Source organism: Neisseria leonii (genome assembly GCF_028776105.2).
Taxonomy (GTDB): Bacteria; Pseudomonadota; Gammaproteobacteria; order Burkholderiales; family Neisseriaceae; genus Neisseria; species Neisseria leonii.
Genome location: NZ_CP145606.1, coordinates 1,590,217 through 1,612,463, shown reverse-complemented (window position 1 = coordinate 1,612,463; position 22,247 = coordinate 1,590,217). Strand labels below are relative to the sequence as shown.

The window sequence follows — 22,247 nt, the reverse complement described above, 5'->3', positions numbered from 1 at the left end:
GAGACTCATGATAATTTGCTTGATGAAATGCTGAAACAAGATTTGCCGATAATGGTGGTAATCAAGAAAAATTCGCGATTTTACATCGTTGGCGGGATGTGTTTCAAAGTAAAGCACACTTGAAAGATTATACCCTGATTATCATTGATGATGAAGCCGATGCTGCCAGTTTGAATACCAATGCAGATAAAGCCATAGAACGCAGTGCGGTCAATCGCCATTTAGACGACATTAAAAGTGTTTGCTGTCAAAGCCTGTTTATTCAATTAACGGCTACGCCACAGACACTTTTATTACAAAACGAACAATCAAACTGGCAACCTGAATTTGTGCATTATTTTCAGGCTGGGGAAAATTATATCGGCGGTAAATTTGTGTTCTGCGACCCACCCAGCTATGTTGTGTGGTTTGTAGACAATGAGTTGGCGGAAATGAAAGATGACAGTGCGGAAATTTCCGCAATGTGTATTGCGGGCTTTACAAACATATTTACTAACTTGTGCAGAGTTTATGCTGTGTGGCAGAAAAAATTGTAATTTTGCGCTGCATCCCAGTGTGAAAATTGCCGATCACCGGGCATTTGTCGATAAAATCAAAGCACATTTGAATGATTTGGTGCAGTCTTTGAATCATGGTGATGACGATGATTTGAAAGATATTTTTCAGACGGTCTACCAGGATTTGCAGAAAACCAAGCCTGATATTCATCATTTTGAAGATATTTATGCTCAACTATGTGAATTATTGGAGCAGAAAAAATTTAATGTTTTGGTGCTAAATTCGCAAACCGAAACAGATTTTCAACTGGATAAAGGTTTTAATATTATCGTGGGCGGTAATGTGATTGGACGCGGTTTGACGATTCCCAAACTGCAAACGGTTTATTACAGCCGTACCGCTAAAAAACCCGATGCTGATACATTTTGGCAACATTCGCGTATTTTTGGTTATGACCGCGATAAATCTTTATTGCGGCTGTTTTTACCGTTTGATGTATACCGTTTTTTCGTTATACTCAATCAGGCCAATGATTTAGTGATTGAGCAGATTAGTTCGGACTGCCAAAATATTCAGATGATTTATCCGAAAAATATCAATCCGACACGCCAGAATGTATTAGTTTCAGACAGTCTGAACAGTTTAGTGGGCGGAGTGAATTATTTTCCCGGCTATCCCAATGAATATAATTTGACTGAAATTGACTGCTTAATTAATGGCATGGCAGATGGTCTGCATGAAATTGATACCGAAAGGCTGTTGCAAATTCTAAAAAATTTGGGGAGTTATCAAAAAGATGATTGGGATAAGGACAAAATTATTGCCAATATCCAAGCCTGCAATATCAGCGTCTGAGTTTTAAAGCCGTATTCTGATAAAACGAAACCGCGAATTGAGCAAGGGAACGGGTACCATGTTATCAGAACCCGATCGTAAATTAGGCGAAAAATACTCCGATGATTTGTTGCTGACGTTGTATCAAGTAACAGGTGATGCAAAGCGCGGTTGGCAAGGAACGGCATTTTGGTTGCCTAATATTAAATTGCCGTACAAAGGAGCCGTTTATTGGGGTTTGAGATGATTTTTATTGGTCACTCAAATGCTACGAAGATGCAAGCCCAAGCCTAGAATATACAGGGTTGAACCGTCATAAGGAGCGGGTGGGGCTTTGGAATACGGCGGTGGCGCGGGCGGATTATCGGGCGGCAGGGCATCAGCCTTGTGCTACAATCCGCCTGAAAAGGCCGTCTGAAAACGGGCGATACCGCTTTCAGACGGCCTTTTATTTGAGAGAAAGGCCGATATGATTCCTTTGCATTCCCCCGATTCCCATTCTTTCGCTTCCGACAATTATTCCGGTGTGCTGCCCGAGATTATGGCTGCCATTGCAGCGGCCAACGGCGGCCATACGGGCGCGTATGGTCAGGATCCCTATACCGCGCGTTTGCAGGATTTGGTAAAAGAACATTTCGGTGAAACGGCCGAAGCCTTTCCCGTATTCAACGGCACAGGGGCGAATGTGTTGGCCTTGCAGGCCTGTCTGCCGCGCTGGGGTGCGGTGATTTGTGCGCAAACGGCGCATATTCATGCCGATGAAAGTACTGCGCCGCAGGCCGTGGGCGGGTTTAAGCTGTGGCCGCTGCCGACGACGGACGGCAAGCTCACGCCCGACTTGATTGCGCGCGAGGCGCACGGTTTCGGTTTTGAACACCGCGCGCAGCCATTGGCGGTGAGCATCACGCAGAGCACGGAATGCGGCACGGTCTATACGCCGTCTGAAATCCGCGCCATCAGTACATTTTGCCGCGAACGCGGTATGGTGCTGCATATGGACGGGGCGCGGCTGGCCAACGCGGCGGCAGCTTTGAATGTTTCCCTGCGTGAAATCACTGCCGATGCGGGGGTGGACATTTTATCGTTCGGCGGTACGAAAAACGGCCTGCTGCTGGGCGAATGCGTGGTGGTGCCCCAACCCGAAAAGGTTTCAGACGGCCTGAAATATCTGCGAAAAATGAATCTGCAACTGGCTTCCAAAATGCGCTTTATTTCGGCGCAGTTTATTGCGTTGCTGGAAGACGGCCTGTGGCAGCGTGCGGCCGGGCAGGCCAACCGTGCAGCCGCCCTTTTGGCCGACGGTTTGGCGCAGTTGGACGGCGTGGCATTGTGTTATCCGGTCGAGGCCAATGCGGTTTTTGCCAAACTGCCGCCGGGCGTGGCAGACAAAGTGCGTGCGCATACCCATTTTTATGATTGGGACGAAAGCGGCACGGTGCGCTTTGTGTGCAGTTTCGATACCCGTGCGCACCATGTCGAAGCCCTGTTGCAGGCTCTTCGGCGGGCATTGCCGTGAGCGCGGCTGCCTATCTGACTTTGGCGGCGGCGGCCGAGGCGGAAATCAAGGAAAAAGGCAGCCGCTTTATCGCCTATGCCTACCCCGTGCGCAGTACGGAAGAAGTGAAACGTTATGTGGATACGCAGCGCGAGGCGCACCACAAAGCACGCCATTGGTGTTATGCCTACCGCTTGGGTACCGACGGCAACCAATTCCGCGCCAACGACGACGGCGAGCCTTCGGGCAGTGCGGGGCGGCCGATTCTGGGCCAGATCGATTCGTTCGGCCTGACCGATACGCTGGTGGTGGTGGTGCGCTACTTCGGCGGCACACTTTTGGGCGTGCCGGGGCTGATTCAGGCCTATAAAGGCAGCACCGCCGCCGCCCTGCAGCAGGCGCAGATTGTGGAAAAAAATATCGAGAAAACGCTGTATCTGCGTTGCGGCTATCCGCATTTGAACGATGCCATCCGTATCGCGCAGCGGCATCAGGCCGAAGTGGCGGCACAGGATTTGCAGCTCGACTGCCGCCTGACCGTGCGCGTGCCGCTGGCGCAGGCCGAGGCAGCCGAAGCCGCATGGCGGCAGACCCGGCAGATTGAAGTGCGTGATGTGCCGTTTGCGGATTGAGTAAAAAGTTTAATCAAAACAGCCTTTGAGGCCGTCTGAAACCGGAGTTGCCGCGTTTTCAGACGGCCTTTTTGTGCCCGGTTTGCCGAATGGGAAATGCTGTTTGGTGATGGAAAAAATCGGATTGATGCTAATCGGTAGGTCGGATTCTTGAATCCGACTTGCGGAAACAGAATCGGACAGGGTGCCGTGTCGGATTGCGGCTGATGCTGGATTCAAGAATCCGATCTACGGCTGTTAAAACGGCGTTAAGCGTGTTTTTCAGACGGCCTTATATATTACAGGCCCTAGGGAGTTTAACAAAATTTCACAGCACCGTTGATGCCGCAATTATGATTACCGGCGTCAGCCCGTTTCGGGTTCCTTTGCTTACAATCTGTTAAATTCAACGGAACCCGATTCTGTCTACGCCCATCGTTTTCGCCTTGACTTCCGCCAAAGGCTGTACCGGCAAAACGACGTTAACCGCAAACTTGGCCGGTTGGCCGGCCGGTTCAGGTTTGCGTGTCCTGATAATCGATGCCGGTGTACTGTCCGGTCTGTCCGAGTATTGCCTGTTCAGTCATCAGGCGGTAAACGGGGTGGTCGGGCTGCTGCCCGGCGGAAATTCCGAATCCGTGATTCGGTCTTTTTGTGTCCAGTTCTCCGAAGCTGTTTGGTGAGGGGGAAAACTTGGGTGGATGCTGCGGCAATTCGGCAGGTCGGATTCGGGAAACCGGCTTGCGGGCTGGTGAAACGGCGTTAAGCGTGTTTTTCAGGCGGCCTTTTAATGCTGATTACCCGATTCGGGCATACTGTTTGAGGGCGGCGATGTGGCTTGATGGTATGCGCGAATCGGGTAGGTCGGATTTTGGAATCCGACAGGCGGAAAACAGAATCGGCTGTGCGCCGTGTCGGATTGCATTGATGCCGTCGGATTCGGGAATCCGACCTATGGTTGCGGGAAGGTGCGTTTATTCCACCACGATGTTGGGAAATGCGCTGCTGTAATCGCGGCCTTTGTCGGCGGCGGCCAAGGCGGTTTGGAATGCGGCATCGCGGTAAACGGCGGCAATGTCGGGATAGTTTTGTTGCAGTTTTGCCGCTTCGCCCCGATCCATGGCCTCGCGCACGGGCAGGGAGAGCGGCAGCTGCCCCAGCAGCGGCACGCCCAGCTGTTGAGCCATTTCCGTACCGCCGCCGCTGCCGAAAACGGCTTCGCGGTGCCCGCAGCGGGTGCAGATGTGCAGCGACATATTTTCCAGTATGCCGAAAATCGGAATCTGCACTTTGGCAAACATATCCACTGCTTTGCGCGCGTCAATCAGCGCAATATCCTGCGGTGTCGTTACTACCACCGCGCCGGTTACCGGAATTTTCTGCGCCAGCGTGAGCTGAATATCGCCCGTGCCGGGCGGCAGGTCGATAAACAGATAGTCGATGTCGTCCCAATCGGTTTGAAACAGCAATTGCTGCAATGCCTGACTGATCATCGGTCCGCGCCATACCACGGCCTGATTGTGTTCTACCAAAAACCCCATCGACATCACTTGAATGCCTTCGGCGGTGCGCACAGGTATAAACCGGCCGTTGCGCTGTTCGGGTTTGGCACCGGCCACGCCGAGCATGGCGGGCTGGCTGGGGCCGTAAAGGTCGGCATCGAGTACGCCCACGCGCGCGCCGAGGGCGTTCATGGCGGCGGCCAGATTGGCCGTTGTGGTCGATTTGCCGACACCGCCTTTGCCCGAAGCCACGGCAATCATATTTTTCACGCCGGAAAGCGTTTTCACGCCGGGGCGGACTTTGTGGACGGCGATACGGCTCTCCTGCGTCAGCACAAGCGGCCGCTGCTCGCCCGCCGCAGCTAGAGCGGCGCGGATATTGCGCTCGATGTCGGCAGACAGATGGTTGGCGGGAAAATCGAATTGCAGGGCGATTTCGATGTGGTCGGCGGTTTCGTTCAGTCGGCGGACGGCTTTTTCGCTGCCCAATGTGCGGCTGCTGCCCGGCAGGGCGACGGCATCGAGCAGTGCGGCGGTGTTCGGTTTCATGATGCGGCCTTTCTTGTGTGAAGTGGCGGCCGGGATACCCGACCTTAAAACTCGGGTATGTTAGCATTTTCAGACGGCTTTGCGGGCGGTACGGCCGATTGACCGGCAGTTTTCGGACGGCGCACTGCACCGGTTTGGATTCCGGGCGGCAGCCGTGGGGCGCAGGCCGTCTGAAAATAGGCGTATCGCCCGCCAGCCTTTATAATGGGCACTCGATTTTCAGACGGCCTATATCATGTCTTCCACACTTTTACTTGTCGACGGTTCTTCCTATCTCTACCGTGCTTTTCACGCGATGGCGCCGCTGACCGCGCCCGACGGTACGCCCACCGGCGCGCTCTACGGCGTACTCAATATGCTGCGCCGCCTGCGTGCCGATTATGAACACGACTATTGCGCGGTGGTATTTGATGCCAAGGGCAAAAATTTCCGCCATCAAATGTACCCCGACTACAAAGCCACCCGCCCGCCCATGCCCGACGAATTGCGTCCGCAGGCCGAGATGCTGCCGGATTTGGTGCGCCTGATGGGCTGGCCGGTTCTGGTGGTACCTGATGTGGAGGCCGACGATGTCATCGGCACGCTGGCCAAACAGGGCGAAGCGGCAGGCTGGAATGTGGTGGTGTCCACCGGCGATAAAGATATGGCGCAGCTGGTTTCCGAACGCGTGACGCTGGTGAATACGATGAGCGGCGAAACCTTGGACGAAGCGGGCGTGAAGGCCAAATTCGGCGTGTTGCCTGCGCAAATCCGCGACTATCTCGCGCTGATGGGCGACAAGGTGGACAATGTGCCGGGTGTGGAAAAATGCGGCCCCAAAACCGCCGTCAAATGGCTGGAACAATACGGTACGCTGGAAAACGTGATGGCCAATGTCGGATCGGTCAAAGGCAAAGTGGGCGAAAACCTGCACGCCGCGCTGGCGCAACTGCCGCTTTCTTATCAGCTGGTAACGATTAAAACCGATGTGGATCTGCACGCCGAACTGCCGGAGGGAACGGACAGCCTGCGCCGCCGCACGCCGCAGTGGGCGCAACTGGCGGCCGAATTCAAACGGCTGAATTTCCGTACATGGCTCAAAGAAGCGCAGGAGCAGATGCACGGGGGCAGCCAGGATTTGTCCGGTGCGGCGCATATCGGCGAACAGGCGGCCTTGGCGGCAGAAATGCCGTCTGAAAACGCCCCTGCGGACGGCATACGCCCCCAAGCACCCAAGCCCGAAACCCTGTCCTATCAAGCGATTACCGACGAAGCGGCATTTGCTGCCGTGCTGGCCAGGCTGGTGCAGGCGGATACGGTCGGCATCGACACGGAAACTACTGCCCTCAATGCGATGGAAGCACGGCTGGTAGGCATCAGCTTCGCCTTTGCCGCAGGCGATGCCGTGTACATTCCGCTCGGCCATACGCCCACTGCCGCGCCCGAGCAGCTGGATTTGCATGATGTGTTGGGCCGTCTGAAACCGCATCTGGAAAACGGCGCGCTGAACAAAGTCGGCCAGAACCTCAAATACGACCAGCATATTTTCGCCAACTACGGTATCGCCCTCAAAGGCATTGCGGGTGATGCCATGCTGGCCTCGTATATTGTCGAAAGCCATTTGGGGCACGGTCTGGACGAATTGGCCGAGCGCTGGCTGGGTCTGCCCACGATTACTTACGAATCGCTGTGCGGCAAAGGCGCGAAACAAATCGGCTTTGCCGATGTGGCACTGGCACAGGCAGCCGAATACGCCGCCCAAGATGCCGATTTCGCTTTGCGCATCGAAGCGCATCTGCGCGGGCAGATGGACGGCAGGCAGCTGGCCATGTACCGGAATATGGAACTGCCCGTTGCCCAAGTCTTGTTTGAAATGGAGCGCAACGGCGTGTTGATCGACAAAGCCGAACTGGCGCGCCAGAGTCATGAGTTGGGCGGCAGTCTGCTGCAGTTGGAGCAGGCGGCCTACGAAACCGCAGGACAGCCGTTTAATCTGAATTCGCCCAAACAATTGCAGGAAATCCTGTTCGGCAAAATGGGCATTCCCACCAAAGGGCTGAAAAAAACCGCTTCCGGCGGCGTGTCCACCAACGAGGCGGTACTCGAAGCCCTCGCACCCGATTACCCCCTGCCCAAAATCATTCTGCAAAACCGCAGTTTGGCCAAATTGAAATCGACCTACACCGACAAACTGCCCGAAATGATTGATCCGCAAACCGGCCGCGTGCACACCACCTACGCGCAGGCCGTCGCGGTAACCGGCCGTTTGGCCAGCAGCAATCCCAATTTGCAGAACATTCCGATCCGTACGGAAGAAGGCCGCCGCGTGCGCCGCGCCTTTATCGCGCCGGAAGGCAGCGTGATGGTGTCGGCCGACTATTCGCAAATCGAATTGCGTATCATGGCGCATCTGTCCGGCGACCAAACCCTGCTCGACGCATTTCAAAACGGCGAAGACATTCACCGGCGCACCGCCGCAGAAGTATTCGGCGTGCCGCCCGAAAATGTGGGCAGCGAGCAGCGGCGTTATGCCAAAACCATCAATTTCGGCCTGATTTACGGCATGGGGCAATACGGGCTGGCCAAATCGCTGGGCATCGACAATCTGTCGGCGAAAAATTTTATCGACCGCTATTTCGCCCGTTATCCCGGCGTGGCCGACTATATGCAGCGTACCAAAGAGCAGGCCGCCGCGCAGGGCTATGTGGAAACCCTGTTCGGCCGCCGTCTCTACCTGCCCGATATTCGGGACAAAAACGCTACCCGCCGCGCCGCCGCCGAGCGTGCCGCCATTAACGCGCCCATGCAGGGAACGGCTTCCGACCTCATCAAGCAGGCCATGATTGCCGTATCCGGCCGGCTGGTTTCAGACGGCCTGTCGGCCAAACTGCTGATGCAGGTGCATGACGAATTGGTGTTGGAAGTACCGCAGGCCGAATTGGCGGTCGTCCGGCGGATCCTGCCGCAAATCATGGCCGCTGTCGGCGGAGGCGTGCTGTCGGTGCCTTTGGTGGCAGAAGTGGGCGTGGGTGCCAATTGGGAGGAAGCGCATTAGCGGTTTGGCCGAAAGCAGATCGGTCAAGTTTGCGGTTAATGTCGTTTTACCGGTACAGCCTTTGGCGGGAGTAAAGGAGAGGACTATGGGAGCAGACATAGTTGGGTTTCTTCGAATTTAACGGATTGTAAATAAAGGAACTCGAACCAGGCTTACGCAAGTAATGATGACTGTGGCTCAAAGATACTGTGAAGTTTTGTTAAGTTCCTTCGAGCCTGTAATATATAAGGCCGTCTGAACATGCCATGGGCGAAGCGGAGGAGGACAGTATGAAAAAACTGATGTGGGTATTCATTTTGGCCGCCGCGCCGTACGGTGCGGCCGATACGGCGGACGATATACGGGTGCGCCGGCAGTATATGCAGGACTGGCGCAGCCTGAGCAGGCAGATGGGCGACTTGCTCAAACGCAGCGATGCCGCGTTCTCCGCCGCCGAATTTGCGGGTTTGGCTGCACGGCTGAACCAAACGGCCGATGCGCCGTGGCGGCATTTTCCGGCAGGCAGCGGGCGCGGTTCCGATGCGGCTGCGGCCGTGTGGGAGAGGCCGCAGGCGTTTCAGGCTGCCGTGGCGGAATTTAACGCCGCCGCAGCGGCTTTGGACCGGGCGGCGCAAAGCGGCAGCCGGACGGCTGTGCAGACCGCGTTCGGCCAAGTGGGGCAAAGCTGCAAAACCTGCCACCGTGCGTTCAAAAATTAAGACGGCCGCCGCAGGCGGAGGCCGTCTGAAAAAGGCCTGATGCGTCAGGCACGCCGTTCAATCGGGTCAAACCGGTTTAACAGCGTGCCGAACGCCACGCCGAACACATACATCACAATCGAATAAATGGCTGCCGGAATCGCCATCTGCGGGCTGTTCAGCAGCGTGATGGCAATCGTCATCGCCAGCGTGCTGTTGTGGATACCGATTTCAAAAGCGCACGCCCGCGCCTGCGCTTTGCCCACACCGAACAGTTTCGGCACGAAATAACCGGTGCCCAGGCTCAACAGGCAGAACAGCGCGGCAGCAGGCCCGACCTGACGGATATACTCCGCCGCATTGGCCCGTTCCGCCGCCACCGCCCCGACAATAATCAGCAGCAGGAACACTGTCGCAAACAGGCGCACAAAGCGTTGCAGCTTTTCTGCCAGATGCGGGCGGTAATGCCGCAGTGCCATGCCTGCCGCCACCGGCAGCAGGATAATCACAAACACTTGAAGCACCTTGCCGAATTGAAGGCCGAGCTGCTGTCCGTCCGGCAGAAAATACGCCACGGCCGCATTGACAATCAGCGGGAAGCTGACTGCGGCAATCAGCGCATTTACCGCCGTTAAACTGATATTCAGCGCGACATCGCCTTTATACAGATAACTGAACAGATTGGCCGTTGCCCCGCCCGGCGAGGCGGCCAGCATCATCATGCCCACCGCCAAAACCGGCGGCAGCCCCAGCAGCACGCAGACGGCAAAAGCGGCGGCCACCAGCAGCACCAGCTGGCAGAACAGCGCAATCACAATCACTTTGGGGTTATTTTTCACCCGCACAAAATCGCGCACGGTCAATTCCAGCCCCAAACCGGCCATCACAATCATCAGACAGAGCGGCAGAATTACCGCAATCAGTTGACCCGACATAGTTGATTCTCCTTTACATTCCTTGTTATCGTGATTCAGACGGCATCTGAACGGAACCATTATAGAGAAACTTTGCCGTACGGTGCGAAAGTCCTGTGCGGCAGGCGGCAGCGGGCGGATTTGGGTTACAATCGGCACTATCCTGCGGGTGGCCGTCTGAAAACGCCCCCGCGCCGCAATATTCGGACACCATGAACCAGCTGACTCATATCCTTTCGCCGCACTTGCCCGCAACCGACCTCATCGCCGCCGCCCCCGACTGGACGCGGGGCAGTTTCAACCGTGCCGTCTTTGCCCTGTCCGGCCGTCTGAAAGCGCGCGGCGTGCGCAGTGCCGCTCTGTGGTTTGAAGATGCCGCACAGTTTGCCTGCGCCGTTTTGGCCGCGTGGCACGCGGGCGTGCGGGTACTGCTGCCGCCCAATCTGGCGCGCGAAAATGCCGCATGGGGCGGCACGGCGGACATCTGGCTAACCGATGTTCCGCACGAAACCGCATTTTCAGACGGCCTGACGGAAGGCGGTGTGTGGACGCTCGGCATACCGGACGGGGAAGAGGCGGAAAACATGCCTGATGATTGGCGGATTCCGCCCCAAGCCGAGGCATGGCTGAAAACATCGGGCTCGACGGGCGGGGCGCAAATCATCGTCAAAACCGCCGCCCAAATGGCGGCCGAAGCGGCGGTACTGGCCGAATCCCTGCCGTTTGCCGCTGCCCGCCCCGTTTTGACCGGCAGCGTCGGCACGCAGCATATGTACGGCTTCACATTCCGCTTTGCCCTGCCGCTGGTAATGGGTTGGACGCTGGACCGGCCGCAGCATATTTACCCCGAAACCCTGCTGGCCGCGGCGGCGCGCTACGAAAAAACGGTATGGATTGCCAGCCCGGCCGTGCTGAACCGTTTGGGCGGCGCGCGCGACTGGCAGGCATTGCGCGGGCGGTTGGCCGGCATCGTATCGGCGGGCGGCGAGTTGCCCGAAGCGGTGGCCGATCTGCTGGAACAGCACGCCGTGCGGCCGTTCGAAGTGTACGGCAGCACCGAAACCGGCATCATTGCCGCCCGCAGCGGCCGCCGCGAATGGCAGCCGTTTGCCGCCGTCGGCGTGGGACAGGACGCAGACGGCGCATTGTGGGCACAATCGCCGTGGACGGCAGGGCGTTTTCAGACGGCCGACTTAATCGAAATGCGGACGGAGGGTTTTGCGCTGCTCGGCCGCAAAGACCGTATCATCAAATTCGAGGACAAGCGCGTGTCGCTGAACCAAATCGAACACGACCTGCTGGCGCACGAATGGATTGCCGACGCCTTCTGTGCCCCGCATCCGCAGCACCGGCGCGTTGCCGTGTGGGCGGCATTGAACGGCTCAGGCATCGAAGCGCTGCGTGAGCGGGGACGGGCAGAGGTGGCGGCCGTGCTGAAAAAACATTTGGCCGCCACACAGGATACCGCCGCCCTGCCGCGCTACTGGCGTTTCAGCGACACGCTGCCGCGCAATCCGCAATCGAAAATCACGGCTGCCGATTTTCAGACGGCCTTCACGCAGGCACCCGGTGAACCCGAATGGCGGCAGATGCCGTCTGAAACGCAGGATACAGTGTGTTTTCAGGGACGTGTGCCTTTGGATGCGGCCTATTTCGGCGGGCATTTTGCCGGTTTCCCGCTGGTGCCGGGCGTGGTCGAATTGCAGTGGGTGCGCGGGCTGGCCGCGCGTTGCGGCCGGGGGCGCGGCATCGTGTGCGTGGAAAATCTGAAATACCAGCAGTTTGTCCGCCCCTATGATATGGTGCGTGTCGAGCTGAAATACGATGCGGCCAAAGACAAGCTCGCCTTCAAAATCGAAAACGGGCAGGCCGTGTGTGCGTCCGGCCGGCTGGTTTTCGGCACTTTCGAGGCCGTCTGAATACGGCTGCGGCCGAACGGAGCATTATGAAAACCCTTGCCGTCATTCCCCATTACAACCACGCCGACACCGTAGCCCGCGTGGCCGCGACGGTGCGCGGATTCGGTTTGGACACGCTGATTGTCGATGACGGCTCGGCTGCCGGCTGCCGGCCGGTTTTGGCAGATCTGGCACAGCGGGACGGCGTATCGGTGCTGTACCGCGCGGCCAACGGCGGCAAAGGCGCAGCCGTGAAAGACGGGCTGGCGTATGCGGCGCAAAAGGGCTATACCCATGTTTTACAGGTCGATGCCGATGGGCAGCACTGTCTGGACGATATTGCCAAACTGCTGGCTGCCGCCGCAGAGCAGCCCGAGGCCGTGGTGTGCGGCTGGCCGCAATACGGTGCCGATGCGCCCAAAGCCCGGTTGTACGGGCGGAAAATCACCGATTTTTGGAATATGCTGCACACGTTTTCCACCGACATCAAAGACGGTATGTGCGGTTTCCGTCTGTACCCGCTCGCGCCGGCTTTGGCCGTGGTGCGGGAAGAATATGTCGGCGAGCGCATGGATTTTGATACAGAAATCCTGATCCGCCTGTATTGGCGCGGCGTGCGGCCGGTATGGATAAAAACGCCGGTGCGTTATGCGGCGGACGGCGTGTCGCATTTCCGCGCTTTCGGCGACAATGTGCTTATCAGTAAAATGCACGCCCGGCTGTTCTGCACGATGTTGTGGCGGCGCATCACGGGCGGAGCCGTCTGAATATGGCGAAACCGCTGAACCCCGAACATTGGGCGGCGCAAAATGAGCGCGGCAGCCGCCTGTTTCTGGCCGTTACCACACTGATGGTGCGTTATCTGCCGCCGTGGCTGATGAACCCGTGTATCTGGTTTGTCGTGCTGTATTTCTACGCCACCGCGCCCAAACCGCGCCGCCATATTGCGCGTTACCAGCAGCGGATTCAGACGGCCTTTCCCGATGCCGTGCTGCCCGGGCGGCTGCCCGTGTTCAAACAGTTTGCCGCATTCGGGCGTGCGGTGTGCGACCGCTTTGCCGTGTGGCAGCGCAAAATCCGCTACGAAGATCTGGTGGTGGACGATCCCGATGATGTGTACGCCCTGATACGCGACCGCAGCCTGCGCGGGCAGATATTTGCCTGTTCGCACCTGGGCAATGTGGAGGTGTGCCGCGCGCTGGTGTCGCACCATCAGGGTTTCCGGCTGAACGTATTGGTACACAGCCGCCACGCCGAAGCCTTTAACGAAGCCCTGCACAAAGCCGGTGCCGACCGTATCCGCATGATTCAGGTCGGCGATTTGGATGCGGCGCTGATGATGGAGCTGCACCGGCGCATCGATGAGGGCGAATGGTTGGCGGTGGCGGCCGACCGCGTGCCGGTGCGCGGCGGGAAAACGGTGCCGGTATCGTTTCTGGGACACCGCGCCGAAATGCCGCAGGGCGCATGGCTGTTGGCCGGGCTGCTGAAAACCCGCGTGCATACCCTGTTCTGCGTCAGACAAAACGGACGCTACCACCTCAAACTGCGCCGCTTTCTGGACACGGCCGACTGGCAGCGCGGCGGGCGTGCCGCCGCCGTGGCCGCTGCCGCCCAAGGTTTTGCCGACATTTTGGCGCGGGAATGTGCGCAAAACCCGCTGCAATGGTTTAACTTTTACGATTTTTGGAGCGATGCGGATCATGACTGAACATATTTACTGCCGCCACAGTACCGAGTTGGAAGTGCCCTTTTTCGATGTCGATGCGCTGCACATCGTCTGGCACGGCCATTATGTGAAATACCTCGAAGTGGCGCGCTGCGCGTTTTTGAGTGCCATCGGCTACGATTACAGTGAAATGGGGCGGCAGGGGTACAGTTGGCCGGTGGTGCAGCTGAACCTGAAATACATCAAACCCGCCCGTTTCGGCAGCAGGATACGTATCGATCTGGCGGTAACCGAAATCGAAAGCTGCCTGCGTATCCGCTACACGATTACCGACTGCGACAGCGGCACGAAACTGACCAAGGGCAGCACGGTTCAGGCGGCGGTATCGCTGGCAGACGGCCTCATGCAGTTCCAAACTCCGCCGAGCTGGCTGGAAGCAGTGCGGCGGCACCCGACCTTTCAGGCCGTCTGAAAACCGTCGCCACACAGAGAAAGAGCAAATCCATGATGAAAAAAATCCTGACAACGGCCGCCCTGATGCTGGCCAGCCCGCTGCTGTGGGCATTTTCCGCCGCAGAGTTGGCACAGATTCTGCAAAAACCCGCATCGGTGCAGGGCGCGTTCAGCCAGCAACGGTATCTGAAATCGCTGCCCAAGCCGATGAGTGCCTCGGGGCGTTTTGTCCTGCTGCCGCACAAAGGGCTGATCTGGCATATGCAGCAGCCGTTCGACAACCGCCTGCGCGTGCGTGCGGACGGCATCATGCAGTGGGACGGCAAAAACTGGACGGGCGGTGCGGGCAATGCGGCGCAGGGCCGCCAAATCGGCCTGTTTCTCGACCTGATCGGCGGCAATGTGCAGGCTCTGGAAAAGCAGTTTGATTTGAATGTGAGCGGCACGCCGCAAAAATGGACGCTGCGGCTGATGCCGAAAACCGCCCTGATGAAGCAGATTTTTACTTCTGTCGAAATCGAGGGCGACAGCGTGGTGCGCCGTATCGGGCTGAACGAAAAACAGGGAGACCGCACGGTGATGCGCTTTCACCGGGTGCAGATTGACGGCGAGCTGGACGCAGCGGTCAAAGCATCGTTTGCGGACTGAGCCGCCCGCGCACAGATACGGTATTTTTATTCAAAGTGCAATCCGGTAATTTTTGTACAACTCAAATCACTCGGCATACTGACAGGCGGCCGGGTTGAGAGCGTATATGCTTCACAAACTCGGGCGGCAGATGTCAATTTGCCGCCTGAGTTTGATGCTTGTGCCGTTCAGGGGCGAACGGTGTATTGGTCTTGATACTGGCGCAGGCAAATCTTCAAATCCTGCACATCATCGGGACATAAATCGGTTTCGGATGTTTTCCTTCTTGGATTCTCTGCGTAAACCGAGGCCGTCTGAAAACGCAGTTTCTGCGAAGCTAAAACGCTGTTCTGTTTTCAGACGGCCTCGGTGCGGTACGGAAAGCTGTCCGCTTACAGGCAGGCCTGTTCGGCGGCCAGCATACCGGCCACCGTTTCGCGCGCACGCACGAGTTTGGCTTCACTGCCGGATACCAGCACTTCGGCCGCACGCGGACGGGTATTGTAGTTGCTTGCCATGCTGGCGGCGTAAGCCCCCGCACCGTGCACTACAAGCAGGTCGCCTGCCTGTGCCGCAATGCTGCGTCCTTGGGCGAGAAAATCGCCGGTTTCGCAGACGGGGCCGACAATGTCGGCTTCAAACGGCGCGACAGACGGCGTTTCGGCCGGTTCGATATGGTGGTAGGCCTGATAGAGCGTGGGGCGCATCAAATCGTTCATGGCGGCATCGACGATGACGAAATTTTTGTCGCCGTTGTGTTTGACGAATTCCACCCGCGTCAGCAGTACGCCGGCGTTGCCGACAAGGCTGCGGCCGGGTTCGAGAATCAGCGACAGCGGCCGTCCGGCCAACAGTTTGGCGATGTCGGCGGCATAGGCGGACAAATCGGGCGCGGTTTCGTCTGCTCGATAGGGAATGCCGATGCCGCCGCCCAAGTCGATGTGTTCCGGCACGATGCCTTGTGCGGCAAGGTTGTCTACCAGAACAAGCAGGCGTTCGGCTGCTTCCGTCAGCGGCGCGCTGTCGAGCAGTTGCGAACCGATGTGGCAGTCGATGCCGGTAACGCGCAGGTGGGGCAGCGCGGCGGCGCGGGCGTATGCCGCAGGCGCGTCCTGCATGGCGATGCCGAATTTATTGGCTTTCAGACCGGTGGAAATATAGGGGTGGGTTTGCGCGTCCACATCGGGGTTGATGCGCAGCGAAACCGGCGCGGTGCGGTTCAGACGGCCTGCCACGCGGTTGATGCGTTCCAACTCGGGCAGCGATTCGACATTGAAGCATTTCACGCCCGCCGTGAGCGCGTATTCGATTTCGGCTTCGGTTTTGCCTACGCCGGAGAAAATCGTTTTGCCCGCATCGCCGCCTGCCGCCAGCACCCGTGCCAGTTCGCCGCCGGAAACGATGTCGAAGCCGCTGCCCAGCCGGGCGAAACGGCGCAGCACGCTCAAATTGCCGTTGGCTTTGACGGCATAGCAGATTAAGGGGTTGAGGGCGGCAAAGGCCGTCTGATAACGGGCAAATGCTTCATCGATGGCGGATTGGCTGTAAACGTAGAGCGGAGTGCCGAATTGTTCGGCCAGGGCGGTGTAGCTGATATGTTCGCAAGAGAGGGTCATGGCTGTTCCGGTGTGTCTGAATTGGACGGGGGCGGTACGGTGGCGGGCGTGCGGCCGGGCAGGGGCAGGCCGGTCTGGATCACGCCGAAACGGGCTTTATCGCCTTCGCGCGGCAGGTAGAGATCGCCTTTGTAGCCGCAGGCCGACAACAGGAGTGCGGCGGCCGGCAGTAAGGCAAGAGTGGTTCGCGTCATGGTATTTTGTCGGCAGATATGGCAAGATTTGCCATCTTACACAAAAAACGGAACAACATAAAACCATGATGACCGAAAGCGCGTTTTTGCAGTACACCGACCGTCTGTTTGCCCATATCGAAGACCAAATCGACGAGGCGGGTTTGGATGTCGACTGCCGTTTGGCGGGCAATGTGCTGACTCTGGAAGCAGACGGCGGCGGCCAGATCGTCATCAACCGCCACACGCCCAATCAGGAATTGTGGATTGCGGCCAAAAGCGGCGGTTACCATTTTTCGCTGAGAGACGGTGCATGGCTGGCCGCGCGCGACGGCAGCGAGTTTTTCGCCGTGCTCAACCGCGCATTGGCCGAAACCTCGGGCGCGGCGGCCGCCGTCGAACCGTTTGCGGGCTGACGGGGGAGCCTGTGCTATAATCGCCGCGCACACGGGCAGGACAGACAGTCGCCGCGCGGGCTTCACAGCCTGCGGGGAGGAAAGTCCGGGCTGCACAGGGCGGGATGCCGGCTAACGGCCGGGCGCGGCAACGCGACGGAAAGTGGAACAGAAAGCCAAACCGCCGATGGCCTGCACCGGCAGGCACAGGCAAGGGTGAAAAGGTGCGGTAAGAGCGCACCGTGCGCTTGGCAACAAGACGCAGCAGGCCAAACCCCATCCGCAGCAAGACCAAACAGAACGCATTGACGCGGCCCGCCGAGCGTTCGGGTAGGTTGCTTGAGTGTGCCGGCAACGGCACGCCTAGATGAATGACTGTCCGCGACAGAACCCGGCTTACCGTCCTGCCCGTGTGCCCCGAATCGGCGCATCAGGCCGTCTGAAATCCCGTATCCGGTCTTCACCGTGGCCACACGGTTTTCAGACGGCCTGATGCCAATCCTATCCCGAACGCCATGAAAACCAAAAATGAGGAGTGCAAATATGACGGAACTTGTCTTTATCCGCCACGGCCAGAGTGAATGGAACGCCAAAAACCTGTTCACCGGCTGGCGCGATGTCAAACTGAGCGAAAAAGGCATCGAAGAAGCCGCAGCGGCCGGACGCAAACTGAAAGAGCAGGGCTATCAGTTCGACATCGCCTTCACATCGGTGCTGACCCGCGCCATCAAAACCTGCAATATCGTTTTGGAAGAGAGCGATCAACTGTTTGTCCCGCAAATCAAAAGCTGGCGGTTGAATGAGCGTCATTACGGCCGTTTGCAGGGCTTGGACAAAAAACAGACGGCCGAGCAATACGGCGACGAGCAGGTACACATCTGGCGGCGCAGTTACGACACCCTCCCGCCCCTGCTCGACCGCAGCGACGAATTTTCCGCCCATAACGACCGCCGCTATGCCCACCTGCCTGCCGATGTCGTGCCCGACGGCGAAAATCTGAAAGTTACGCTCGATCGCGTGCTGCCGTTTTGGCAGGATCAGATTGCACCGGCCGTATTGGCGGGCAAACGCGTATTGGTGGCGGCACACGGCAACTCGCTGCGCGCGCTGGTCAAACACATCGAGGGCATTTCCGACGACGACATCATGGCGGTGGAAATCCCCACCGGCCAGCCCTTGGTTTACCGGCTCGACGATACGCTTAAAGTACTGGAAAAATTCTATCTCTGAACATCAATACAGAACGGCTGCCGGACGGCGGCCGTTTGTTTGCCCGCCGTGCCCGATGTGATACAGTAACCTTCATATAAAAACGCCGCTGCTGCGGCCGATTGTCAGTTAGGAAAAAAGAAATGTTCGGATTGTTCAAACGCCGCCCGCAACCGGAGGAAGAGACCGCCCAAACGGCGCAGAGGCCGTCTGAAACCAACCCCCTCTTGATGCCGCAGGAAACCGGGGAAGAGCCGCAATATTTGAGCGAGATTGTCCAACCTTCGGCGGAGGGCGGGGCAGAGGCGGAAAGTACGCCGCCTCCTGCCGAAAATGCAGCCGGTACAGCCGTGCCGCACGGAGAGACGGCTGCCGTTCAGGCAGAAAGGCCGATTGCGCCGCCGGCGTACCATGGCCATACGGCGGAAAATCCGGTATCGGCCGGACAGCCTGCCGAAGCGGAAAAAACCGGGTGGGCGGCGCGCCTGAAACAGGGATTGAGCAAATCGCGCAACCAGATGGCCAAATCGCTGGCCGGTGTGTTCGGCGGCGGCAAAATCGACGAAGCCCTATATGAAGAGCTGGAAACCGTCCTGCTCACCGGCGACATGGGCATCGAAGCGACCGAACGGCTGATGGACGAAGTGCGCCGCCGCGTATCGCTCAAAGGCCTGCGCGACAGTACCGAGCTGCGCCAAGCCCTGAAAGACGCGCTTTATGATTTGCTCGAACCTTTGCAGTCGCCCCTGCGGCTGCCAGACGACGGCCGCCCGTTCGTCATCATGATGGCGGGCATCAACGGTGCGGGCAAAACCACGTCCATCGGCAAGTTGGCGAAATATTTCCAGCAGCAGGGTAAAAGCGTGGTGCTGGCAGCGGGCGACACCTTCCGTGCGGCGGCGCGCGAGCAGTTGCAGGAATGGGGGCGGCGCAACGGCGTAACCGTCATTTCGCAGGCCAAAGGCGATTCGGCGGCCGTCTGTTTCGATGCGGTGGAAGCGGCCAAGGCGCGCGGAATCGATGTGGTACTGGCCGACACGGCCGGCCGTCTGCCCACCCAGCTGCATTTGATGGAAGAGATTAAAAAAGTCAAACGCGTATTGCAGAAAACCATGCCCGACGCGCCGCATGAAATCATGGTGGTGCTCGATGCCAACATCGGCCAGAACGCGGTCAACCAAGTCATCGCGTTTGACGATGCTCTGGGCGTAACCGGCCTGATTGTGACCAAGCTCGACGGCACGGCCAAAGGCGGCGTATTGGCCGCACTGGCTTCAGCACGGCCTATTCCCGTGCACTACATCGGCGTGGGCGAGGGCATAGACGATTTGCGTCCCTTCGATGCCCGCGCTTTTGTCGATGCGCTGATTGAGGATTGACGGAACGGCCGGTCAAAATGGCGGCCGGCATGAATCTGTCCGGCGCATGTTCTATTTTTCTGTTCAGAGTCCGCAGCCGTTTTCTGCCGCGCAGCCGGCCGATTAGCCTCTCGATGCCGTCTGAAACCGCCTGAGGTCGGGGCGGTTGGCCGATGCGGTTTGTCTTGTGTTGTGTTCGGATAAGGCTCGGCAGACGGCGGCAGGGCAGGCAGTTCAGACGGCATCGTTTTGTTTCTGCGAGGCAGCCGCTGCCGCAGCCGGCAGAAAATCGGATACCGTTCATTGGATAGTGAATCCGCCGCGTGCGGTTGTTTCCATCATCATTACCCAGCAGAGGAGACCATTATGGAAAACCGAATCATCACTGAAACATTAAGCTACACCGATTCTCAGGGTGTTACCCTGCACAGCCATTTCTGCCGTCCGGCCGATGCGGCGGCCGAATTGTCGGGCGTGTTGGTCGCCCCCGAGTGGTGGGGATTGAGCGGCCACGCCAAACGGGCGGCGGAGCGTTTGGCCGAAGCGGGCTATGCCGCGCTGGCAGCGGATTTGTACGGCGGTGCGCGGCTGACCGACGATGCGGCCGTTGCCGCCGCCGAAATGAACTACCTGCTCGACAATCCGGCCGTTTTGGAAGAGCGCACCCGCCTGGCGTATGAAACGCTGGCCGCCCGCCCCGAAGTGAACGCTTTGTCGCTGGGCGCGGCCGGTTTCTGCTTCGGCGGCAAAGTGGTGCTGGATATGGCGCGGCGCGGTGCGGATTTGAAAGCGGTGGCGGCGTTCCATGCCGTTTTGGCCGCGCAGCAGCCTGCCGTGGCCGGTATGGTGAAGGCCGAACTGCTGGTGGCGCACGGTGAATTGGACAGCATGGTTACCTTGGACGATGTGGCCGCGTTCCGCGAAGAAATGGCGGCGGCGGACGTGCGCTGCCGAATCGATATTCTGCCCGGTGCGCGGCACGGTTTCACCAATCCGCAGGCTACTGAAAACGGGCGGAAAAACGGTGCCGATCTCGAATATAACGAAGCAGCCGCAGAAACGGCGTGGCAGAATATGCTCAATCTGTTCGGCCGCTGTCTCTGACGCGGTTTCAGACGGCCTGTTCCGGCAGCGGGCAGGCCGTTTTCAGGCCGTCTGAAAACCGGTGTAACCGTGTTTAACGTTGTGAAAGGTATGGCGATGGAATATGTCTTTGCCCCATCTGCACGCGCCGAGCTGCCGGTTTACGGCACACCGGCGCGCTTTCCCGTGCGCCGCGTTTACTGTGTCGGCCGCAATTATGCCGACCATGCGCGCGAAATGGGCGGCGACCCCGTGCGCGAGCCGCCGTTTTTCTTCTGCAAAGCGGGCGATGCCGATTCTGTCGTTGCGGCGGCAGACGGGCAGACCGTGCGCCTGCCTTACCCGCCGCAGACGGCTGATCTGCATTACGAAGCCGAATGGGTTCTGGCCGTGGGCAAAGGCGGGGCGGATATTGCGCTGCAGGAAGCGGCCGCCCATATTTTCGGCTATGCCGTCGGCCTGGACATGACGCGCCGCGATGTGCAGGCCGAAATGAAAAAAGCCGGCCGGCCGTGGGAAGCGGGCAAGGCTTTCGATTGTTCCGCGCCGGTCGGCACGCTGTATCCGCTGTCGCATACGGGCGAAATCAACAGCGGCGAAATCCGCCTGAGTGTGAACGGCGAAACCCGCCAGCACAGCGACATCGGGCATATGATCTGGCCGGCCGCCGAAATCGTCAGCCGCCTGTCGCAGCTGTTTACCTTGCAGCCGGGCGATTTGATTTTCACCGGTACGCCTGCGGGCGTGGGCGCAGTAGTGCGCGGCGACATCATTGAGGCATCGGTTGCCGGACTGGGCGTACTGCGGGCGGAAATCGTCTGAACAGGCGGCGGGGCCGTCTGAATTCAGACGGCGTTTCCCTAGCCTGCCATGCCGCCAAGCACCGAGGAGAACAACCGTTGTTCAAGCCCCTGATAATCGGCCTGCTGTCCGTCCCCCCCCCCGCCGCCCTGTACACCTTCCGGCTCGCAACGCCTGCCGCCGAAGAAAACCGCGCACCCGAGCAGGGAACGGGGCGGACGGCTCAGCGGCCGGTGTCGGCGGAAAAATTTATGGCCGTATCGGCCAACCCGCCGGCGACCGAAGCAGGCTACGAAATCCTCAAACGCGGCGGCAGTGCGTTTGCCGTTTATTGGGATAATCGGGCCAAAAGACTCACGACTTTTGATGCGTGCGAAACCGCACCGCAATCTGCTGCGCCGCAGATTTTCTTGGACGAAAACGGCAAACCGCTCGAATTTATGCAGGCGGTGGTGGGCGGGCGTACCCAAACTGCTGGAAGGCATGCACAAGCGTTACGGCAAACTGCCGTGGCACACCCTGTTTGCCAAACCGATTGCGCTGGCCGAACAGGGTTTTGCCGTTCGCCGCGCATGGCCAAGTCGATTGAGCAGAATCAGAAATATTTGCAGCGCTACCCCGAAACCGCCGCCTATTTCCTGCCCGGCGGCCAGCCGCATCATCGGCTGCGTTGCCAAAACCCTGACGGCCCATATCGACCGGGGAATGGACATTCAGACGGCCATCGACCTGCCCAACCGTCTTCATCGGGGCAGTGTGTACGAGTTGGAAGAAAACACCGCCGCAAGGTACAAATCCGTGATTTGAGTTCGGGCGTGCAGGGCATCGTTATCGGCGAAAGCGGCTTGACG

23 protein-coding genes, 1 other RNA gene and 1 pseudogene are annotated in these 22,247 nt (G+C 58.5%); 21 read left to right on the top strand and 4 right to left on the bottom strand.

The window, feature by feature from the left end; genetic code table 11:
• Positions 1-119: 119 nt before the first annotated feature.
• The 6 genes from ORY85_RS07690 to ORY85_RS10595 all read left to right on the top strand — a co-directional run bounded on the left by ORY85_RS07690 (position 120) and on the right by ORY85_RS10595 (position 4,121).
• The gene (locus ORY85_RS07690) at positions 120-536 is read left to right on the top strand and encodes a hypothetical protein (protein ID WP_274572488.1); all 417 of its coding nucleotides are present in this window, start codon (positions 120-122) and stop codon (positions 534-536) included.
• Complete coding sequence (locus tag ORY85_RS07685) at positions 439-1,353, top strand: Z1 domain-containing protein (protein ID WP_338577922.1); 915 nt, start codon at positions 439-441, stop codon at positions 1,351-1,353. The genes ORY85_RS07690 and ORY85_RS07685 overlap by 98 nt, the downstream gene beginning before the upstream one ends.
• A 58-nt stretch (positions 1,354-1,411) precedes the next feature.
• Complete coding sequence (locus ORY85_RS07680) at positions 1,412-1,579, top strand: hypothetical protein (protein ID WP_274572486.1); 168 nt, start codon at positions 1,412-1,414, stop codon at positions 1,577-1,579.
• Between the two features lie 222 nt (positions 1,580-1,801).
• Complete coding sequence (locus ORY85_RS07675) at positions 1,802-2,848, top strand: low specificity L-threonine aldolase (RefSeq protein WP_274572485.1); 1,047 nt, start codon at positions 1,802-1,804, stop codon at positions 2,846-2,848.
• Positions 2,845-3,459, top strand: coding sequence for a YigZ family protein (locus ORY85_RS07670; protein ID WP_274572484.1), 615 nt, complete (start codon positions 2,845-2,847; stop codon positions 3,457-3,459). Before ORY85_RS07675 ends, ORY85_RS07670 begins: the two co-directional genes overlap by 4 nt.
• 425 nt (positions 3,460-3,884) lie before the next feature.
• Positions 3,885-4,121: a hypothetical protein gene (locus tag ORY85_RS10595; protein ID WP_367575884.1), complete on the top strand. Its 237-nt coding sequence runs from the start codon at positions 3,885-3,887 to the stop codon at positions 4,119-4,121.
• A gap of 291 nt (positions 4,122-4,412) precedes the next feature.
• Here ORY85_RS10595 and apbC read toward each other — a convergent pair whose 3' ends face one another.
• Complete coding sequence (gene apbC / locus ORY85_RS07665; protein ID WP_274572533.1) at positions 4,413-5,492, bottom strand: iron-sulfur cluster carrier protein ApbC; 1,080 nt, start codon at positions 5,490-5,492, stop codon at positions 4,413-4,415.
• Between the two features lie 232 nt (positions 5,493-5,724).
• On the opposite strand from apbC, the gene polA reads away from it, so the two are divergent.
• Positions 5,725-8,523 carry a DNA polymerase I gene (gene polA, locus ORY85_RS07660; RefSeq protein ID WP_274572483.1) on the top strand — a complete coding sequence of 933 codons (2,799 nt, stop codon included), beginning with the start codon at positions 5,725-5,727 and terminating at the stop codon, positions 8,521-8,523.
• 269 nt (positions 8,524-8,792) lie between these two features.
• Positions 8,793-9,221, top strand: a complete 429-nt coding sequence (locus ORY85_RS07655) for a cytochrome c (protein ID WP_274572482.1) — start codon at positions 8,793-8,795, stop codon at positions 9,219-9,221.
• A 44-nt stretch (positions 9,222-9,265) separates the two neighbouring features.
• Here the strand turns inward: ORY85_RS07655 and ORY85_RS07650 are convergent, their stop codons facing one another.
• Complete coding sequence (locus ORY85_RS07650) at positions 9,266-10,135, bottom strand: bile acid:sodium symporter family protein (RefSeq protein WP_274572481.1); 870 nt, start codon at positions 10,133-10,135, stop codon at positions 9,266-9,268.
• A gap of 191 nt (positions 10,136-10,326) precedes the next feature.
• Here ORY85_RS07650 and ORY85_RS07645 point away from each other — a divergent pair, with 191 nt between their 5' ends.
• Genes ORY85_RS07645 through ORY85_RS07625 form a run of 5 tightly spaced genes read left to right on the top strand, consistent with a single transcriptional unit; the run spans position 10,327 to position 14,782 of the window.
• Positions 10,327-12,033 (top strand): AMP-binding protein, encoded by a 1,707-nt coding sequence (locus tag ORY85_RS07645; protein ID WP_274572480.1) that lies wholly within the window; start codon positions 10,327-10,329, stop codon positions 12,031-12,033.
• A 26-nt stretch (positions 12,034-12,059) separates the two neighbouring features.
• A complete protein-coding gene (locus ORY85_RS07640) occupies positions 12,060-12,779 on the top strand; it encodes a glycosyltransferase family 2 protein (protein WP_274572479.1) in 720 nt (239 codons plus the stop codon).
• Positions 12,780-12,781: 2 nt separating this feature from the next.
• Positions 12,782-13,723 carry a glycosyl transferase family 2 gene (locus ORY85_RS07635; protein ID WP_274572478.1) on the top strand — a complete coding sequence of 314 codons (942 nt, stop codon included), beginning with the start codon at positions 12,782-12,784 and terminating at the stop codon, positions 13,721-13,723.
• The gene (locus ORY85_RS07630; RefSeq protein WP_274572477.1) at positions 13,716-14,153 is read left to right on the top strand and encodes a thioesterase family protein; all 438 of its coding nucleotides are present in this window, start codon (positions 13,716-13,718) and stop codon (positions 14,151-14,153) included. The genes ORY85_RS07635 and ORY85_RS07630 overlap by 8 nt, the downstream gene beginning before the upstream one ends.
• A 35-nt stretch (positions 14,154-14,188) precedes the next feature.
• Positions 14,189-14,782: an outer membrane lipoprotein carrier protein LolA gene (locus tag ORY85_RS07625; protein WP_274572532.1), complete on the top strand. Its 594-nt coding sequence runs from the start codon at positions 14,189-14,191 to the stop codon at positions 14,780-14,782.
• 371 nt (positions 14,783-15,153) lie between these two features.
• On the opposite strand, the gene lysA is transcribed toward ORY85_RS07625, so the two are convergent.
• On the bottom strand, positions 15,154-16,377 hold the full coding sequence (lysA, locus tag ORY85_RS07620) for a diaminopimelate decarboxylase (protein ID WP_274572476.1): 1,224 nt from the start codon (positions 16,375-16,377) through the stop codon (positions 15,154-15,156).
• On the bottom strand, positions 16,374-16,571 hold the full coding sequence (locus ORY85_RS07615) for an LPS translocon maturation chaperone LptM (protein ID WP_274572475.1): 198 nt from the start codon (positions 16,569-16,571) through the stop codon (positions 16,374-16,376). Before ORY85_RS07615 ends, lysA begins: the two co-directional genes overlap by 4 nt.
• A gap of 65 nt (positions 16,572-16,636) precedes the next feature.
• On the opposite strand from ORY85_RS07615, the gene cyaY reads away from it, so the two are divergent.
• The 8 genes and pseudogenes from cyaY (at position 16,637) to ORY85_RS10590 (ending at position 22,203) form a co-directional block, all read left to right on the top strand.
• Positions 16,637-16,966 (top strand): iron donor protein CyaY, encoded by a 330-nt coding sequence (cyaY, locus tag ORY85_RS07610; protein WP_274572474.1) that lies wholly within the window; start codon positions 16,637-16,639, stop codon positions 16,964-16,966.
• A 32-nt stretch (positions 16,967-16,998) separates the two neighbouring features.
• Positions 16,999-17,360: RNase P RNA component class A (gene rnpB, locus ORY85_RS07605), an RNA gene on the top strand.
• 128 nt (positions 17,361-17,488) lie between these two features.
• On the top strand, positions 17,489-18,175 hold the full coding sequence (locus ORY85_RS07600; protein WP_274572473.1) for a 2,3-diphosphoglycerate-dependent phosphoglycerate mutase: 687 nt from the start codon (positions 17,489-17,491) through the stop codon (positions 18,173-18,175).
• A gap of 122 nt (positions 18,176-18,297) precedes the next feature.
• Positions 18,298-19,533 carry a signal recognition particle-docking protein FtsY gene (gene ftsY, locus ORY85_RS07595; RefSeq protein WP_274572472.1) on the top strand — a complete coding sequence of 412 codons (1,236 nt, stop codon included), beginning with the start codon at positions 18,298-18,300 and terminating at the stop codon, positions 19,531-19,533.
• A 345-nt stretch (positions 19,534-19,878) separates the two neighbouring features.
• Positions 19,879-20,616 (top strand): dienelactone hydrolase family protein, encoded by a 738-nt coding sequence (locus ORY85_RS07590; RefSeq protein ID WP_274572471.1) that lies wholly within the window; start codon positions 19,879-19,881, stop codon positions 20,614-20,616.
• A gap of 96 nt (positions 20,617-20,712) precedes the next feature.
• Positions 20,713-21,417, top strand: coding sequence for a fumarylacetoacetate hydrolase family protein (locus ORY85_RS07585; protein ID WP_338577913.1), 705 nt, complete (start codon positions 20,713-20,715; stop codon positions 21,415-21,417).
• 230 nt (positions 21,418-21,647) lie between these two features.
• Positions 21,648-21,998, top strand: a pseudogene (locus tag ORY85_RS07580) (gamma-glutamyltransferase); the annotation flags it as partial.
• Positions 21,880-22,203 (top strand): gamma-glutamyltransferase, encoded by a 324-nt coding sequence (locus tag ORY85_RS10590; RefSeq protein ID WP_367575888.1) that lies wholly within the window; start codon positions 21,880-21,882, stop codon positions 22,201-22,203. The pseudogene ORY85_RS07580 and the gene ORY85_RS10590, both read left to right, overlap by 119 nt.
• Positions 22,204-22,247 lie beyond the last annotated feature (44 nt).